Source organism: Tenacibaculum profundicola, from assembly GCF_057220795.1.
This window is the reverse complement of the sequence record NZ_CM170137.1, coordinates 103,963-122,500: the sequence shown is the minus strand read 5'-3', so window position 1 is coordinate 122,500 and position 18,538 is coordinate 103,963. Positions and strand designations below refer to the sequence as shown.

Annotated in this window: 17 protein-coding genes (1 of these 17 cut by a window edge); 11 read left to right on the top strand and 6 right to left on the bottom strand. The window is 32.9% G+C overall.

The annotated features are described in order from the left end of the window. Positions 1-313: the beginning of a DUF4294 domain-containing protein gene (locus tag AC2TDS_RS00530; protein WP_484737180.1), read on the bottom strand. Its footprint begins 416 nt before the window's first position; 313 of the gene's 729 nt are visible here — the first part of the coding sequence; the start codon lies at positions 311-313; its stop codon lies off the left edge, out of view. A 109-nt stretch (positions 314-422) separates the two neighbouring features. Between AC2TDS_RS00530 and fdhD the strand changes: the two genes are divergently transcribed. Genes fdhD through AC2TDS_RS00510 form a run of 4 tightly spaced genes read left to right on the top strand, consistent with a single transcriptional unit; the run spans position 423 to position 5,729 of the window. Further along, entirely contained in the window at positions 423-1,220 is a 798-nt protein-coding gene (gene fdhD, locus AC2TDS_RS00525; RefSeq protein WP_484737179.1) for a formate dehydrogenase accessory sulfurtransferase FdhD, read from the top strand. Further along, a complete protein-coding gene (locus tag AC2TDS_RS00520) occupies positions 1,217-3,511 on the top strand; it encodes an FdhF/YdeP family oxidoreductase (RefSeq protein ID WP_484737178.1) in 2,295 nt (764 codons plus the stop codon). Before fdhD ends, AC2TDS_RS00520 begins: the two co-directional genes overlap by 4 nt. 55 nt (positions 3,512-3,566) lie before the next feature. Next, complete coding sequence (locus tag AC2TDS_RS00515; protein WP_484737177.1) at positions 3,567-4,190, top strand: SPOR domain-containing protein; 624 nt, start codon at positions 3,567-3,569, stop codon at positions 4,188-4,190. Positions 4,191-4,211: 21 nt separating this feature from the next. Then, positions 4,212-5,729, top strand: coding sequence for a hypothetical protein (locus AC2TDS_RS00510; protein WP_484737176.1), 1,518 nt, complete (start codon positions 4,212-4,214; stop codon positions 5,727-5,729). Positions 5,730-5,788: 59 nt separating this feature from the next. On the opposite strand, the gene AC2TDS_RS00505 is transcribed toward AC2TDS_RS00510, so the two are convergent. Then, positions 5,789-6,085 (bottom strand): hypothetical protein, encoded by a 297-nt coding sequence (locus tag AC2TDS_RS00505; RefSeq protein WP_484737175.1) that lies wholly within the window; start codon positions 6,083-6,085, stop codon positions 5,789-5,791. Between the two features lie 107 nt (positions 6,086-6,192). Between AC2TDS_RS00505 and AC2TDS_RS00500 the strand changes: the two genes are divergently transcribed. The 5 genes from AC2TDS_RS00500 (at position 6,193) to AC2TDS_RS00480 (ending at position 9,944) form a co-directional block, all read left to right on the top strand. Beyond that, a complete protein-coding gene (locus AC2TDS_RS00500) occupies positions 6,193-6,819 on the top strand; it encodes an NUDIX hydrolase (protein ID WP_484737174.1) in 627 nt (208 codons plus the stop codon). Positions 6,820-6,877: 58 nt separating this feature from the next. After that, the gene (locus tag AC2TDS_RS00495) at positions 6,878-7,681 is read left to right on the top strand and encodes a lysophospholipid acyltransferase family protein (protein ID WP_484737173.1); all 804 of its coding nucleotides are present in this window, start codon (positions 6,878-6,880) and stop codon (positions 7,679-7,681) included. A gap of 46 nt (positions 7,682-7,727) precedes the next feature. Beyond that, positions 7,728-8,816, top strand: coding sequence for a M42 family metallopeptidase (locus AC2TDS_RS00490; protein ID WP_484737172.1), 1,089 nt, complete (start codon positions 7,728-7,730; stop codon positions 8,814-8,816). A 169-nt stretch (positions 8,817-8,985) separates the two neighbouring features. Beyond that, entirely contained in the window at positions 8,986-9,366 is a 381-nt protein-coding gene (locus AC2TDS_RS00485) for a VOC family protein (protein WP_484737171.1), read from the top strand. A 17-nt stretch (positions 9,367-9,383) separates the two neighbouring features. Then, positions 9,384-9,944, top strand: a complete 561-nt coding sequence (locus tag AC2TDS_RS00480) for an NUDIX hydrolase (RefSeq protein ID WP_484737170.1) — start codon at positions 9,384-9,386, stop codon at positions 9,942-9,944. 45 nt (positions 9,945-9,989) lie between these two features. On the opposite strand, the gene AC2TDS_RS00475 is transcribed toward AC2TDS_RS00480, so the two are convergent. The 3 genes from AC2TDS_RS00475 to AC2TDS_RS00465 form a co-directional block, all read right to left on the bottom strand. Further along, the gene (locus AC2TDS_RS00475) at positions 9,990-11,732 is read right to left on the bottom strand and encodes a tetratricopeptide repeat-containing sensor histidine kinase (protein ID WP_484737169.1); all 1,743 of its coding nucleotides are present in this window, start codon (positions 11,730-11,732) and stop codon (positions 9,990-9,992) included. Beyond that, entirely contained in the window at positions 11,722-12,234 is a 513-nt protein-coding gene (locus tag AC2TDS_RS00470) for a hypothetical protein (protein WP_484737168.1), read from the bottom strand. Before AC2TDS_RS00470 ends, AC2TDS_RS00475 begins: the two co-directional genes overlap by 11 nt. Before the next feature lie 270 nt (positions 12,235-12,504). Further along, complete coding sequence (locus AC2TDS_RS00465) at positions 12,505-13,113, bottom strand: alpha-ketoglutarate-dependent dioxygenase AlkB family protein (RefSeq protein ID WP_484737167.1); 609 nt, start codon at positions 13,111-13,113, stop codon at positions 12,505-12,507. Positions 13,114-13,258: 145 nt separating this feature from the next. On the opposite strand from AC2TDS_RS00465, the gene AC2TDS_RS00460 reads away from it, so the two are divergent. Next, positions 13,259-14,974 (top strand): DNA polymerase III subunit gamma/tau, encoded by a 1,716-nt coding sequence (locus AC2TDS_RS00460; RefSeq protein ID WP_484737166.1) that lies wholly within the window; start codon positions 13,259-13,261, stop codon positions 14,972-14,974. A 72-nt stretch (positions 14,975-15,046) separates the two neighbouring features. Next, entirely contained in the window at positions 15,047-16,696 is a 1,650-nt protein-coding gene (locus AC2TDS_RS00455; RefSeq protein WP_484737165.1) for a MutS-related protein, read from the top strand. Here the strand turns inward: AC2TDS_RS00455 and AC2TDS_RS00450 are convergent. Next, on the bottom strand, positions 16,693-18,510 hold the full coding sequence (locus AC2TDS_RS00450) for a cation:proton antiporter (protein ID WP_484737164.1): 1,818 nt from the start codon (positions 18,508-18,510) through the stop codon (positions 16,693-16,695). The genes AC2TDS_RS00455 and AC2TDS_RS00450 overlap by 4 nt on opposite strands. Positions 18,511-18,538 lie beyond the last annotated feature (28 nt).

The following is an 18,538-nucleotide window of genomic DNA, read 5'->3' as shown; positions in this document are numbered from 1 at the left end:
CATATTGCTTCTTCTTCCTTTTAGACTTAATTCTAGTGAGTCTTAGATTTAGGCTATCTAGTCTTTTAGAGGCGAGTATAGCGTAAGGGTATGCTTTAAACACTTTTTTTCTAAACCAATAATAATAGTGTACATCAATTCTCGACCCAAATTTATGCTTTGGCAAGATTAACACTTCATTCAATTGGATCATTAAAGAATCACCATCTTTCACCAAATAATAGTCGTTAACAAAACTAGGTATCGTATCTTTTACCTGACATAAGCTCACTGCACTATTAAAAATTATATATAAAATTATAATTTGCCTCATTGTTATCGCACTCTTTTATTCTGCTAATTAAAAACAAAACTATAAAGTTAATTATTAAAATCTAGTTCAATTCTATTTTTATTTTTTTTATTCGTTACCTTTGATTTTTATGGAACAAGCCAGAGCGTATCAATCTATAAAAACAACTTTTACCAGTTCTTCCAAACAAGAAGACACATTGGTTATCGAAGCCCCATTGCAAATAAACATTAATAATCAGCCTTATACCGTTGTCATGCGTACTCCGGGAGATGATATTGAACTAATACGTGGTCTTTTATATGCTGAAGACATTTATAGAACTAAAGAGCCTTTCAAAGTTAAAACAGTTGAATCTAATACTAACTATAACGATATTCTAAACATAGAAATTCCTAAAAAAAACCTGGGTAAAGGTTACTTAAATAAACGAACACTCTTATCTGTTTCATCGTGTGGTATTTGTGGTAAAAAAGAGATTAGTGACTTACTCGTCTCAGGCGCTCCTATCAATAGTAATTATAATCTAACACTGCAAGAAATACAAAAAATGTCTTTGCAAATGGTTTCTCATCAAAACTTATTTAAAGTTTCTGGTGGCAGCCATGCTTGTGCTATTTTTGATAGCAATGAAAACTTATTAACCTGTAAAGAAGACATTGGAAGGCATAATGCGGTAGATAAATGTATCGGAAACTTACTTCATAAACACGAAACACAAAAAGCTAAGTTGATGTTAGTAAGTGGTAGAGTTTCTTATGAAATTGTTTCTAAAGCCTTTTTTGCTAAAATCCCTATTATTATAGCTGTTTCTGCCTGTTCATCATTAGCCGTAGATTTCGCCAAAGAATTTGGTATCTGCCTTATAGGTTTTAATAGAAATAATAAAATAACGATATACTCTAACCCACAATATATAAAAGTATGAGTACTAACAAATCACATGCACAACCACCAGAAAAATTAACCGGTATTGAATTAAATGATATTCCGCAAAAAGCTGTTGGAATAAAAGCTATAAAATCCGCGTTACGGCATGTTTTTTCTGAGACAGGAATCAGTAGAGGAATCAGTTTACTAAAAAACCTAAACCAAACTAATGGTTTCGATTGCCCCGGTTGCGCATGGCCAGACCCTGATGAAAAACGAGCCTTTTTAGCGGAGTACTGTGAAAATGGCGCCAAAGCCATTGCAGAAGAAGCTACCAAAAACAAGGTTACACCCATGTTTTTTGCCACACATTCTGTTTCAGAACTTTCAGAATGGTCAGATTTTGACATTGGTAAAAGCGGAAGAATTACCCAACCTATGATTCTGAAGGAAGGGGGGGCGCATTATGAAGAAATTACATGGAAAGATGCCTTTAAATTAATTGGTGAAGAATTGAACAGTTTAAGTTCACCCGACGAAGCCATTTTTTACACTTCTGGAAGAACAAGTAACGAAGCAGCATTTTTGTACCAGCTTTTTGTTCGTCAATTTGGCACAAATAATTTACCCGATTGCTCTAACATGTGCCATGAAAGTAGTGGTGCTGGTTTGTCAGAAACATTAGGTATTGGAAAAGGATCGGTTACTCTAGATGATTTTAATCATGCAGATTTGGTAATTGTTATGGGGCAGAATCCGGGAACAAATCACCCTAGAATGCTCACTGCATTGAGTGAAACCAAAAAAAAGGGTGGTAAAATTATTACTGTAAACCCTTTACCAGAAGTTGGTTTAATGAACTACGTAGACCCTCAAAACCCTTTAAAATGGTTAGGTAAAGGCCAAAAATTAACCGATCTATTTCTACAAGTCAAAATTAACGGAGACGTTGCTTTATTAAAAATCATCTTAAAGCTAATGAAGGAAAAGGAAAAAGAACAACCTAATTCCGTTTTCAATCATCAGTTTATCAAAGAAAAGACACATGGTATTGATGAGTTTTTAGCTGATTTAGACACGTATACTATAGAAGAACTATTACCACAAACTGGACTTACACTTCCTGAAATAAAAAAAGCATCACAATTAATAATTGATAATGATAACATTATTATTTGTTGGGCCATGGGATTAACGCAGCATAAAAATGGTGTTGATAACATTAGAGAAGTTGTAAATTTATTATTACTTAAAGGAAGTATTGGAAAAAAAGGTGCAGGAACTTGCCCTGTGCGCGGACATTCAAATGTTCAAGGAGATCGAACCATGGGAATATGGGAAAAACCTAAAGAAACTTTTATCAAGTCGCTAGAAAAAGAATTTGGATTCCAAGCACCTCGTAAACACGGTTATGATGTTGTTAATGCTATAGAAGCAATGCATCAGCATAAAGCAAAAGTATTTATCGCAATGGGGGGCAACTTTATTTCGGCAACTCCTGATACCGAATTTACAGCTACAGCATTGCGTAATTGTAAGCTTACGGTACATATTTCAACCAAACTCAATAGAAGTCACTTAGTACATGGTAAAAGGGCTCTCATACTCCCGTGCTTAGGTCGTTCGGAAGAAGATATTCAAAAAAATGGAAAACAATTCGTTACTGTTGAAAATTCAATGGGAGTTGTTCATCAATCTTCAGGACATTTAAGACCTGTTTCACAGTATGTATTAAGCGAACCAGCAATTGTTGCTGGTATTGCAGAAGCAACTTTAAAAAAATCAACCGTAAAATGGTCTGAATTAATTTCTAATTACGATTCAATTAGAGATAAAATAGAAGCTACCATTAAAGGGTTCAATAATTATAATAGAAAAGTCCGTCAAAAAGGAGGATTCTATCTTCCTAACAATGCTAGAGATAATGACTTCTCTCCTACTTCATCAGGAAAAGCTAATTTTTCTATTAACAAGCCTTCGGATATTGTTCTCAATCAAGATGAGTTTCTATTAATGACAATTAGAACTCACGATCAATACAATACTACGATTTACGGATTACACGACCGTTATAGAGGTGTTTTAAATGAACGCAGAGTGGTATTTATGAACCCTTACGATATGAAAAAATTAAATTTAAAAAAATTAGATAGTGTTGATTTAGTTGGTCATTTTAATGGAGAACAACGAATTGCGAAAAAATTTTTAGTCATACCATATAGCATCCCTAAACAATGCGCCGCGACCTATTTTCCTGAGGCTAATGTATTGGTTCCTATAAAAAGTAAGGCTCGAATTAGTAATACGCCAGCCTCTAAAGGAATTATAATTACAATAGAAAAACATTAATTAAAAAAGATTTGTATTTTAGTAGTCGAAAAATCACAATTAAAACAAACGAGGTATGCCATTTATAGAAGAAGCTAAGTACCAATTGATGCAAGAAGATATTGATGCAGCTAAACTTAAGAGAGAGGAAGCTGAAAAGGAATTAAATGAGCTTCAAGAAACATATAGTCATCATAAGGAAAAATCAAGAACACTGGCTATTTTACTAGGAATTTTTTTAGGACTCTCTTTTGGGGTTATTTATCTATTCGCTAGTGGAACACTTAACAGTGATGGAATGATCATTGAAAATGATGTCAATATTTCCGAAATTAAAGCGGAAGAGGCGAAACGAGTAATCGATAGTTTGCAAAAATTGAACAAACAAACGAGGTCAAAATCTTCATTAACTACTGGGAATTTAGGAAAAGTAGCAGGTGAGGTTTCAAAAAACACCAAAGGTAGTACTATCTATTCCGTTCAAATAGGTGTTTTCTCTTCAAAGAAATATCCTTTAGTTTCCAAAAAAATAATCCCTGGAATTGTTTCTTCAGACAATAATTATTTTAAATATTCTTTAGGTTTATTCTCTACACTAAGTGAAGCTAAGTATTTGAAAAAAGAACTTATTAAAATTGGCTTTAAAGATGCTTTTATAGCGTCATATGTAAATGGTCAAAGAAAGAAAATTCATCATTAAAAATTAACTTGTAATATTTAAATGTTTAAAAACATAATTCTAAGAACACTCATGTTAGGCTTAACATTGAGTGTTTGTTTTATACATGGACAAGAAAAATCCCCAGAAAAAACTACCCAGTTCGGTTTTGGTCAATTAGATTTTTTATCTATTACTATGCCCAATAATGAAGTAAATATGGATTTCTCTGGGCTACATTACAATCTAAAAATCTCCAAATGGGCATACACTGGTGTCGGGTTTTATGGAGCAATTGCCGGTATTAGAGGTGGTTTTTTTACTTTAGGCGTTAATTTAGGAACTCAATTTAAATTAACTAATAAATTATTTATTGACTCTGGAATTCATTTCGGCGGCGGAGGTGGTGCTGGTGCTCCTGATGGTGGTGGTGCTTTTATTTTACCTCATTTAACTTTAGGGTATGATTTCAAGTATTTCTCTACGACCGCTGGATATAGTTATATTAACTTTTTTGACAAAGGAGACATAAAAAGTAGTCAATTTTATGCAGGTATTCAAATCCCATTATCCTTCGAAACCTCTAAATTTAGTCACCGAGAAAATGAGGCTTCTTTTAACGACTTAAAAAACACCGAATGGAATAGACCTAGCAATCGATATTCTTTATTAGTTCATTTAAACAATCTTCATGTCACCAAAGGATCTTACAAAGATCGAACCATACGTTTAGCTGGTTTCGAACTAAATTCTTACCTCACTGATAGTTTTTTATTTTTTGTAAAAGCAGATGGTGCATACCACGGTATCAAAGCAGGATATATGGACATATTTTTAGGAGGTGGCTATCACTTATCAATGAACAAAAATAACACAAACATCTTAGCTAAATTTGGTATTGGTGCCGGCGGTGGTGGAGGTGTTGACACTAAAGGAGGTTTTTTAATTTACCCTGACATTTCAATTGAGCAAAAACTATTCAATAATGTGTATGCAACCATTAATAAAGGGTATCTAATGAGTCCAAACTCTCACTTTGTCACTTCTTCTTTTGGTTTTGGCGTAAAATACTATGTTGACAAAGATGGTATAACATCAAAGCTGACTAATTTTTCCGAAGGGAAATTTATCGGACTAGAGACTATTGTCAAACAAGAGCTTTATGTTGACGCACAAAGAGATGGTGGTTTTAGACAAAACATGCAACAAATTTCTTTGCAGTTTAATTTTTTCTTAAACAAATATATTTATGGCGCTGGAGAAACATCCTTTGCCAATTTCGGAGATGCTGGTGCTTATGCAGAAGGTATTGTTGGCTTTGGGATACAGTCTCCAAATTTATTTAGTAATAGTACCTCTTTCTTTGCCCAAATTTTAGGAGGAGCAGCCGGTGGAGGTGGTATAAGTACTGGTCAGGGACTTATTGTAAAACCCAGTATTGGCGCAAATTATAAACTATCTGATAAATTATACTTTAGAGGTGCTGTTGGCTATGTAAAAGCCAAAGGAGGAGACCTTAGCACCGCTTTCATTAACCTAGGAATAAATTATCGTTTTTCTTTTTTAAGCATGAAAAAATAAAAAACATTAAGCATATATCAAAGATTCATTAAAACAATTGAACTGTTCTTGTAATGCTATTACACTTCAATTGTTTTCTCTTTTTCTTTTGATGATGTAAATACATAGGTAAACAACCACATTAGAGTAAAAGTAGGTATTACATCTAACCCTGGAACGGCTTCTTCTATAAACGAAACAACTGCGGCAATTTTCCCTTTATTTCCTTTATAAAGCTTGGTCATTAAATACGCTGATACTGGTGCCCAAACTATGTCTGTCAATTCTCCTATACCCGGAATTAAATACGATACATAACCAATCGCATCAAAAATTAAACTCAAAACGAGTTTTCTATATTTATATTCTTTCCCCATACTTTCTTTATTAGATTTTTACTTTTAGTCAAACACAAAATATACGCCAAAAAATATTGGTATTTGTACGCTAAAATAATATGTTTGTTTTAAAATAGAGTACATATATGATTTTCTCTGATTTTATTGATCAAATACAACATTTTCAACGCAGTTCTTTAGGTGGTTTAGACTCTCAGTTTAAATTAGCACCAGAATTAAGAAAAAAGTATTCAGAAAAAATGATACAAAACAAAACGCCTAGACAAGCGGCTGTTTTAGCATTATTTTATCCTGACGAGCAAAACAGAACTACATTTATTTTAACTGAAAGAGCGAGCTACAATGGCACTCATTCAGCTCAAATAAGTTTCCCTGGAGGTAAAGTGGATATAAAAGACAGTACCTTGGAAGAAACTGCTTTAAGAGAAACCGATGAGGAGGTTGGCATAGCAAACGATGATATAACCATCATTAGACAATTATCGAATACTTATATACCGCCTAGTAACTTTATTGTCGCTCCTTTCATGGGCTTTTGTAAACACAAGCCTAAGTTCATTCCCAATAATGAAGTAGCTACCGTTATAGAGGTATTAGTAGCAGATTTACTTAACGATAGCAATCTTGTTTCTGTATCTATGAACACCTCTTATATGAAAAACATTGAAGTACCTTGCTTTAAATTAAATAATTACAATGTATGGGGTGCTACCGCCATGATGCTCTCGGAAATTAAAGATTTGATTAAATAGTAGCATTCTTCGTTTTCTTTTGTAATTTAGCATTACTAAAATTGAAAAACACACCAACATGCCCTTATTTAAAAGAAATCCTTTCGGACATATCTTATGGATAAAAAAATGGCTTATACGGATATTAGGAGTTATTTCTCACGGACGTTATCGTAGATTTAATGACCTTCAGATTGAAGGCTCTGAAATCATACGTCAGCTCCCTGATCAAAATGTCCTGTTCATATCAAATCATCAAACTTATTTCGCTGATGTTGCCGCCATGTTCCATGTGTTTAACGCTTCTTTAAAAGGTCGTGCAGATAACATTAGAAATATAGGTTACATATGGCATCCAAAATTAAACATATACTATGTAGCCGCTGGAGAAACTATGCGCTCAGGTCTTTTGCCTAAAATTTTTGCTTATACAGGCTCGATTTCTATTGATAGAACATGGCGAAATGCTGGGAAAAATGTTAATAGACAAGTAAAAATGTCTGATATTTCTAATATTGGAAAAGCTCTTGATGATGGTTGGGTGGTTACTTTTCCACAGGGTACTACTACTGCCTTTAAACCTATTCGAAGAGGTACTGCTCATATTATAAAAACATTTAAACCTATTGTTGTTCCGATTGTAATTGATGGTTTTAGAAGATCTTTTGATAAAAAGGGCTTACAAATAAAAAAGCGAAATGTTTTACAATCTATGATTGTTAAAGGCCCTTTAGATATCGATTATGAAAATGACAATATTGATGATATTGTAGAGAAAATTCAATATGCAATTGAACAGCATCCTTCTTTCCTAAAAGTACTTACTCCTCAACAAATTAAAGAGCAGGAAGAATTAAATGAAAAACGTAAGTTTTGGAGTTAATATCTTAACAATTCAAGGATAATTTATATAATCATACATAAAAAATATGGCTTCAACATCAATTTTAAATCAGAAATCATTAGATTTTTTAGAAAAATACTTAAACAATGCAGCTCCTACCGGATATGAGTGGGAAGGTCAGAAAATATGGATGAATTATCTCGAACCTTATGTAGATGAGTTTATTACTGACACTTATGGTAGCGCTGTTGGCGTTATCAACCCAGAAGCACCCTACAAGGTTGTAATTGAAGGACATGCTGATGAAATTTCTTGGTATGTAAATTACATCTCTGATAATGGACTTATTTATGTTATTAGAAACGGAGGTAGTGATCATCAAATAGCTCCTAGTAAAATAGTTCATATTCATACTAAAAACGGCATTGTGAAAGGTGTTTTTGGTTGGCCAGCAATTCATACGCGTAGTAAAACAAAAGAAGAACCTCCTAAACCAGATAATATTTTTATTGATTGTGGCTGTTCTACCAAAGAAGAAGTTGAAAAACTAGGTGTTCATGTAGGTTGTGTTATCACCTACCCTGATGAGTTTCACATACTAAACGAAAACAAGTTTGTGTGTAGAGCATTAGATAATCGTATGGGTGGTTTTATGATTGCGGAAGTGGCTCGTTTGTTATTTGAAAACAAAAAGAAGTTACCTTTCGGTTTATACATTACCAATTCTGTGCAGGAAGAAATTGGATTACGCGGTGCTGAGATGATTACACATACTATTAAACCCAACGTAGCCATTGTTACTGATGTAACACATGACACAACAACACCAATGATCGAAAAGAAAAAAGAAGGTCATTTAGAAATGGGAAAAGGACCAGTGGTTGCTTACGCTCCTGCGGTACAGCAGAAATTGCGCGATTTAATTATTGATGCAGCAGAAGCTAACAAAATTCCTTTTCAGCGCTCAGCATTATCTCGAGCAACTGGCACTGATACAGATGCCTTTGCCTATAGCAATGGTGGCGTTGCTTCTGCTTTAATTTCACTTCCACTACGTTATATGCACACTACTGTTGAAATGGTTCATAGAGATGATGTAGAAAATGTGATCAAAATGATTTATGAAAGTTTATTAAAAATAGAAAACGGAGACGATTTCTCTTATTTCAAATAATTGATGGAAACATCGTTATAAACTAAGGCTTCTTTATCGAAAGTTTAATCTTATTCTTTGTTTATAATGATGTTTCTTCACTTGAAAAATTCTATGTCAAGATTTATATAAAGGAATCGTTTCTTATAAACTACTTAGAGTATCACTATTCGGGTAAAATACTACTTAAATGAAAGACCATCAGTTTTTAGGGCTTAGAACAACCATTTATAAGGTGAGTAACCTACTAGAAGCAAAACAGTGGTACACGGAAGTTTTTAACACCAAACCTTATTTTGATGAGGGTTTCTATGTCGGATATACTATTGGTGGATATGAATTAGGCCTACAATCCGATGATGGAATCATCAAAGACAAAGCGGAAAGTGTTGTTTCCTATTGGGGCGTTGAAAATATTTACGAAACATACAAACAAATGATTGCTTTAGGAGCAACAGAACATGAAAAACCTTATAATGTTGGCGGTGGAATCATAACGGCAACCGTAAAAGATCCTTTTGGAAATAGTATTGGTTTAATCTATAATCCTAATTTTAATCTGACAAAATAAGAGGGAAATCTAACAAAATGGATGAACTTATAGATATTCTCGATGAAAATGGTACATATACAGGTAAAACTTGTTTAAAGTCTGTAGCTCATCGATATGGTTACTTCCACCCTACAGTTCATATTTGGTTATACACTACAAATCATGAAATTTTACTTCAGAAAAGAGCATTAACAAAGACTGTATTTCCGGGCTTATGGGATATTTCTGTAGCTGGGCATATAGCAGCAGGTGAGCCAATACTTAAGGCCGCTGTAAGGGAAATTAAAGAAGAAATAGGCTATGATATTTTCTCTGAAAATTTAATTAAAATAGGCACACGAAAACACCAGATAACACATCCAAACGGAATTATTGACAATGAATTCCACCATGTATTTATAGCAGCGCTAAACACTTCGGTTGAAAGTTTAACACGACAAGAAACAGAAGTTGAAGAATTAGGTCTGTTTGATTTAGAAACTCTCAAAAAAACTCAAAACCTTACTAATGTTTTAATTCCTAAATACCACGATTATTATTGTTTTGTATATGATGAGATTATTAAACGAATCAATACGATAAAAAAAATGTATTGAAACATGAATATTTCAATACATTTTACTCTAGTTTAATACCATTTCTTACACAATAACTCTAGGTAACAAAATTGTTATCTTGGTTCCCTTTCCAAGTTGACTCTCAAAAACGAGTTGGCCATTGTTCTTTTTAATCAATGTTTGACAAAGTAACAAACCAAGTCCAACGCCCTTTGACCTATCAATCTTATCGATGGTGAGATCATTTAAAGCATTTATCTTTTGTAACTTTTCTGCTGATATTCCTACACCCGTATCTTGCACTGTAATGCATGCCTCTGTCTCTGAATAAACACCTGCCTTTATTATTATTTCACCTGATGGATTCATGTATTTAACTGCATTATCTAACAAGTTTCTCAATACAATTTTTAATGACTCCTTATCAGCTTTTACTAATACATTTTCTAATGTACTATGTATACTAATACCCTTAACTTTAACCAATGCAGTATAATCATGCAAAACATGTTGTACCATAGGCTTTATACCATAACTTTTAGTGTCAAATATTAATTGATTACTCTGTTCTAATGACCAATGTAATACATTGTTAAGCAAATGACTTGTACTTTCAGTAACTGCAATGGCTGCTTCGGTAGCATTTTCTATACCAGGGAAGTCACGATTAGCTATATGATTTCTTAGTTCTTCATGTTGAGATCTAATAGCATTTATAGGTGAACGTAAATCATGAGACACCACCGAAAACAAATAATCTTTTGTTTTATTGGCAGCATTCAAATCTTCTTTTTGTTGCGTAATCAGTGCATTTTGTTTTTTTAGTTTTCTATAAAAGAATCCTAAAACAATAATAAATATTATTAAACCAGAGGCACCTAATAACAAACTGTTTTGTACCACTTTTTGACGTTTTAATGTTTCATTTTGTATTGTAATTTCTTGTTGCTTTTCCGCCAATGCTAGCTTTTTATCCCGTTCGGCAAGCTCCCATATTCTATCTCGATTCCAAATAGAATCCTTCCATTTATTATACTCTCTATAATAATCAACACTTTGTTTATACCGTTTTCTATTGCGCTCTACAACAGCCATGTTCAGTGTTGTTTTTTCCTTTAAATCTAGGTCTGAAAAAGAACTAGCTAAGGCATAAGCTTCTTTAAACAAAGGAATCGCGTCTTCATCCAAATATTGATTATAATAAATATTTCCAAGTTCCATTTTCGACCTAATCAACGAAATAGTATCACGTTGTTTAATAAGTTTAAGTCCTTTTAAAAAATAATCTTTTGCCTTATCATATTTTTTAATGTGAATATAACATAGCCCTATGTTATGAAAAGCAATTTTTTGTAATTCTAAACTTACAACCTCACTTTTCTTTTCCCATTTCTCATAATGATCTAATGCTTTATTAAACTTTTTTAAACCTAAATAAATTCGACCAATTTTTTGATGCTTTAAAGACGTAAAATTATCACTTTCCGAGATTTGTAAAATACTCGATAACGCCTTTTTCAGCAGTCTCATTCTTATTGCCGAAGCTCCTTGAATATAATTAAGAATATCTTTTTTTTCAACATTATCATTTTTTAAAACCATTAAAGCCTTTGTACTGTAAGCATAACAAGAATCAAACTTTTTATCCAAGTAAAACTGAAATGCCTTACAAAAGACTTCTTCTTTTTCTTTTGCACAAAAATAACTACCTCTGCTCTTAAGAAAATCAAGGTCTTTAGCTACTTTATTTTGACTAAACCCATTTTTACTAAGTAAGAAAATCAATAAAGTTGTAAAAAAGAAAAGGAATTTTTCTCTACTCACCATCCGCAGGTGCAGTAACTGTACCCCTATCCGTTTCTGGATCATCATCTTGGTCACGAACTAAAATTGCATCTACAGAACCTGCTTCTGGTTCTAGTTCATAGGTAAATTGAACATAGTATAAATCATAGTCTTGAGTTTCTTCTAAACAATTGAATTCTACTCTAAAGTCTCTACATTTCATGGATACAGGGCTCCCATCTTTTAATATATTAACATCAACAGTACCATAATAGTTTAAATAAATTTCAGTACCTGATAATGCTAAACCTGTTCTGTTCTGTGGTTCTAAAGGATTTAATACTTGGTTTGGTAAATAAGCCAATACTGTAACAGTATACGGTTTATTTGTACTAGTTGCTGTTTCGTTTAAAGAAATATTCACCAAGGGTCCTTGGGGCTTATCCTCTTTTTTAATGTTGGTATCAAATTTTTTAAAATCTGACAAACTCAACACCAATCCGTTAACAGTAACGCTAGTCGTAGTTATCTCTGCGTTTTCCATAATTTTTATATCGTTTTGGTTTGACGTATTTACCAAATTTACAATAATATTTGGTATATCAAGTAAAAGTGCTTGTTTGTTTTTAGTTGCTTCGTGACTATAGTTGTTGAACGTATTTATACCTAATTGATTTTCAATGAAAAAACGGTTTTCATAGGTGTTTTTGAGCTTTTGTTTGATGTAACACCTAGAACTTCTTGTAGTTTTTCTAATCGGTATTGAATCTTATCTATTTCTATGCTATTTTTATATATTTTTAATAGGGTCTAATCACTTTTCAATAGTTCTAAAGGTTAGGTTAATTCGGGGTCTCTGCACTATTTTTGTGGGCGGTAATCTATGTAGCCAATGGCTTTGTGTTTCATCTTTCATCACTAATAAAGAACCGTGTTGCAATATAAGTGATACAACTTCTTTGGTTTCTTTATGCTTAAATGCAAACTTTCGCTCAGCGCCAAAAGTTACAGAAGCTATAGCGCCATTTTTTTTTAAATCTTTTTCCCCATCGGCATGCCAAGCCATTCCTTCAGTACCATCGTGGTATAAGTTTAACAGACAGGAATTATAAGTTTCGTTCGTTTCTCTTTCTATGATGGTTTTTAGCGCTATCAATTTTTCAGTAAAAGGCAAAGCTACTTTTGTGATGTTTGAATACGAATATTCAAAAGGTTGCGAAGCGTACCATGCAACCTTTCTTTTGGTAACAATTCGCTTTCCAAAAACAATTGCTTCGTCATTTCTCCATTCTATAGTGTTCAGCAAATAGTTATAATAGTCATCCGACTTCTTTTTATCCAGTATCAATCCATGATACAAAACGGTGCCTTGTTTAGGTAGCAAGTTTCTAGGTGTATCATCTAATTGAGAAAATAAATCCATCTTTTTACTTTTTTTTCAAAGATACTATTATATCACTTGTCAGCGATAATTGTCCATTGTTTACAACTTTCATTTTTCTCAATTAAATTTGTTTGTGAGTTGTTATTGGGTTTTCTATTTTTGTTCTAGTAAACAATTGTAATTAATGGAGCATTTTATAGTATCAGCGCGTAAATATCGTCCTCAAAATTTTGAAGACGTTGTAGGGCAACAGGCCATAACCAATACGTTAGAGAATGCTATAAAAAACAATCATTTAGCTCAAGCTTTATTGTTTACTGGTCCACGTGGAGTTGGTAAAACCTCTTGTGCTCGTATTTTGGCTAAACGAATAAATCAGGAGGATAGTAATGATGCCAACGACGATTTTGCATTTAATATTTTCGAACTAGATGCAGCTTCTAATAATTCTGTAGATGACATTCGTAATTTGACCGATCAAGTTCGAATTCCGCCTCAAACCGGAAAATATAAGGTATATATCATTGACGAGGTGCACATGCTTTCTCAAGCGGCATTCAATGCTTTTTTAAAGACTTTGGAAGAGCCACCTGCGCACGCTATTTTTATTTTAGCAACCACTGAGAAACATAAAATTATACCAACAATTTTATCACGCTGTCAAATATTTGATTTCAAACGCATCGGTGTTAGAGATGCCAAAGAGTATTTAAAAACTATTTGTGCTAAGGAAAATATTACGGCCGATGATGATGCTTTGCATATTATAGCACAAAAAGCGGATGGAGCAATGCGAGATGCACTCTCTATTTTTGATAGGGTAGTTAGTTTTTCGGGTAGTAACTTAACAAGAGAGGCAGTTACCCAGAACTTGAATGTACTAGATTATGACGTGTATTTTCAAATAACTGATTTGTTATTGGAAAATAATATTCCAGAGGTTCTTATGGCCTATAATTCTGTTTTGTCAAAAGGGTTTGAAGGACATCATTTTATTAATGGGTTGGCCAGTCATTTTAGAGATCTATTGGTTGCCAAAGATGCTGCTACTGTTTCCTTGCTAGAAGTTGGCGACAATACTAAAAAGAAATACCTAACACAAGCTACCAAAGCAAATATGCAATTTTTGCTTACTGCGATCGATAAAGCGAATGAGTGTGATTTGAAATATCGAAGTAGTAAAAACCAACGCTTGCTGGTAGAACTTACCCTAATGCAAATAGCCTCTATCACATTTGATGGAGCAAAAAAAAAATCTAGTAACTACATAATACCTGCTACGTTTTTCACCTCTTTATCACCCAAAAAAAGTAGCATTTCTTCTTCTACAAGTCAAGTAGCGGAAAAAATTAATAGACTTGCTTCCGAGACCAAACCAACCGAGCCCTTGGTTTCAAAAACACCCACTGAGCCAGCTCAAAAACCTTTGCTGAAAAACATTAAGCGTCGTACTTCTGCACTTTCTTTAAAGAGTATTCATCAAAAGAAGGAATTTAAAGGATCAAATGAAGAGGAAAATTACGACAATTATCCTAGAACAGCTTTTACTCATGACCTATTAAAGGATACCTGGAAAAAGTACTATTTTAAATTACAAGATATGGGAGAGCGCAGTATGGCGGCCATCATAGCTTCAGATGAACCCCAGTTATTTGAAAACTTTAAAGTAGGCATAACGGTTCCTAATGATTTAATGAAATCACAACTAGAAAAGGGAAAACCCAAACTTTTACGATTTCTACGTGAAAAACTCAACAATTACGGTATTCAATTAATGATCAACGTGAATGAAACCGTAGAAAAAAAGTTTGCCTATACTCCGCATGAAAAATACGAAAAGCTTAAAGAGAAAAACCCGCTTATCGAAAAACTAAGAAGCACCTTTGGACTCGACCTTTAATTCGAAGCAATACAACTATTTTTGTAACACAAACAACTTTACGCTGTCAAATAGATCAGAAATCAATCATTTATGAATTACGTTTTAGCAGTTCTCTTTATTCTTGTTTCAATATTTTTAATCAGTAATATTCTGAAAAAACAACGCTTAAAAAAAACAAGAAAACAGCTATGGAATAATTGGGGGAAGAAAAAAAGCGACGCTTATTTTAACTTCTATGTAATTGGAAAATATTTTCAAAATAATGTACATAAAAAAAACGCCTATCATATCATTAGTGATAAAAGTGCCATTGATCTTGATATCGATGCTGTTTTTCAATTTATTGATCGAACTTCTTCTAAAATAGGACAGCAATATCTATACTATAAGTTAAGAACTATTGGTTCTCTAGACAATTTATTAAAATTTGATGCTCTTACTTCAATCTTTAAAAACGATAAAGAATTGAGTGTTTCTTGTCAATTAGAATTATCAAAATTAAACAGCAACAACTCATATTATTTAGAAGAATTAATTAATGGTAAACAACTTGATCAACCTAAATTATTATGGTTGGTAAAATTAGTATCTGTTGTTTCAATACTATCTTTTATCGTAACATTTTTCTACCCGATAGTAGGGGTGTTTTTGATTCCTATTCTAGCAATCAATATGTTTATTCATTATAAGAACAAAAATAACATTACCTATTACCTCAATGGGGCTTATCAGTTATCTCGGGCATTAAAGGTCAGTAATAACCTAAGGAACAGTCATAAAATTGCCGATCACTTTGAAGATTTTTCTTTCCTAAAAAAAATAAAATCTATACAATTTAAAACTGAATTCATCGCTTTTGAAAAAAATATCGATAATGAGTTTTTATTTGCCTTTTGGTTTGTTGCTGAAATTTTTAAAATATTCTTTAATATTGAATACCTGGCTTTTTATAGTTTTGTGGGAGCTATTTCCAAAGAAAAGAAAAGTATTGAAGATATGTATATTTTTATTGGACGGATAGACGCAGCGATATCGACTGCTTCTTTGAAATCTAGTGACCTGACCATTTGCGCTCCTGTTTTTAATACACAAAACGAATTAAACATAACAGATATTTATCATCCTCTTATTGAAAACTGCATTCCTAATACGGTCAATTTATCGGAAAAAAGTATTCTTTTGACAGGCTCTAATATGTCTGGAAAAACAACCTTTATAAGAACAGTCGCTTTAAATAGTATTATTGCTCAAACGCTACATTTCTGTTTTGCTAAAGCATATCTAGCGCCATTTTATAAGCTATACTCATCCATCAGAATATCCGATGACCTTTTAGATAATACCAGTTACTACTTACAAGAAGTTTTAACTATTAAAGAATTGATTGAGGCATCAAAAAGCGAAACACCGTGCTTATTTGTTTTAGATGAAATTTTTAAAGGAACCAACACTATTGAACGAGTTTCTGGAGGAAAGGCTATCTTAACTTTTTTAAACAAAATTCAACATACTGTTATTGTATCTACCCATGATATTGAATTAACAGAATTATTAACCGAAGATGGGTATCAACTATTTCATTTTACGGAGCAAATTATCAATGAACAACTTATTTTTGATCATACGCTAAAATCAGGCAAACTAACCACTAGAAATGCTATCAAAATTTTGGGGTTGTATAACTATCCTTCTGAAATAATTGAAGATGCAAAAGAAGTAGAAAGTTCTTTTTTTAATTAAAAGCTAACCTTTTTTCCTAAATAAATAATACTATCACTTCCATTTATTAAAGTTATGTCTACTTCAGGAATTACTTCTATACTGTCTTTTTTCTTTACAAAAAGAGGGATTGCTTTTAATTCAGCATCGATTTTGGCTAATTTGTTTTTGAAATCATCGGAAGAATTTACTTTTATCTCATTTATCAATGGATAATCTCGTGCGCTTTCATTTAAATTAATATAATCGTCATTCGGCGTAAACAACATATCTTCATTCTCTATATTCTTCTCCTTCACTTCATTAAGAGTTGCCAATCTGTAGCTTCCTTTTTCTCCATATATTCCGGAAAACTGATTTACGGCATACATATTCACTTCATCACTCCCTGTCATGGCTATTAAATAACCCACATCATTAAGTTCTGCATCATCATCTAACGTATCATTATAAATATCTATATCAAAAGCCTCAATACCATTGTTTCTGGCCTCTTCAATATAACTCTTATTTTGATCTAATAACACCACTCTTCTTCCATTACCCATTAAATATTTAGCAATTACCCTAGCTGCGTCTGAAGCTCCAATTATGACAATTGCTTCAGAGCTTTTCAAAAATACACCTACCATTTTTGCAAACATTCTAGCAGTAGTAGCATTTAGTAAAACCGTGCCCAATACAATCATAAAAACCAAAGGGGTTATATATTCAGCACCCTCTACTCCATCTTTCATCAACTTTGTACCAAATAAAGAAGCTATCCCTGCTGCAACAATACCTCTTGGACCTACCCAACTAATAAACAGTTTTTCGTTTAACTTCAGCGTGGATTGGTAGGCACTTAAAAATACGGCTAAAGGCCTTACGATAAAAATAACAATGGCAAAAAGATATACTGCTTTCCAATTAAAAATAAGAAGCAATTCATCTATATTCATATTCGCTGCTAACAATATGAATAATATTGATATTAACAATACTGATAAAGACTCTTTAAAGTACAATAATTCATCTAAACTTTTAAGGTTACTATTGGCTATTACCATTCCCATAACGACTACTGATAATAAACCAGATTCATGTGCAAACAAATCCGAAAGAACAAAGACGAACAATACAATTGACAAAGACACCACATTTAATAAATAGTGTGGTACCAGCTTTTTATTTATAATAAAAATAAGCGCATGTGCAAATGTGAATCCGAAGGTAAAGCCGAATAACAAAATTTTACCAAACTCTATCAAGGCCGTTTTCGTAAAGCCACTACCTCCACCAACACTAATAAATTCAAAAACTAAAACAGCTACCAAAGCACCAATAGGATCAATTAAAATCCCTTCCCATTTCAATACGGCTGCTACATCTTTTTTCAAAGGTATATTTCTTAGTATAGGAGAAATCACCGTTGGTCCTGTCACTATAATTAAAGCAGAAAACAACATAGAAATTTCCCAACCTAAATCAAGCAAATAATGCGCTGCAACCGCAGAAATTATAAAAGTCACACCCGCTCCTAACGTAATAAGTTTCGTTATAACAGGTCCCACATTGGCAATTTCATTTTTCCTAAGCGTTAAACCTCCTTCAAAAAGAATAATACTTATTGCTAATGAAACGAAATAAAACAACCCATCACCTGGAAATAATCCGTTTTGTCCATTCCATACTGGTTCAATCCATTTACTACCGTCAGCACTAAAAAACTCTGCTGCAATTGGCCCTACCAATAAGCCAATCAAAATTAAAGGTAAAATAGCTGGTATTTTGAATTTCCATGCAAACCATTGTGCCAAAATCCCTAAAATAATAATGCCTGCTAACTCAATCATATTTTTTTTATCATAGTTCGTTTCTTAA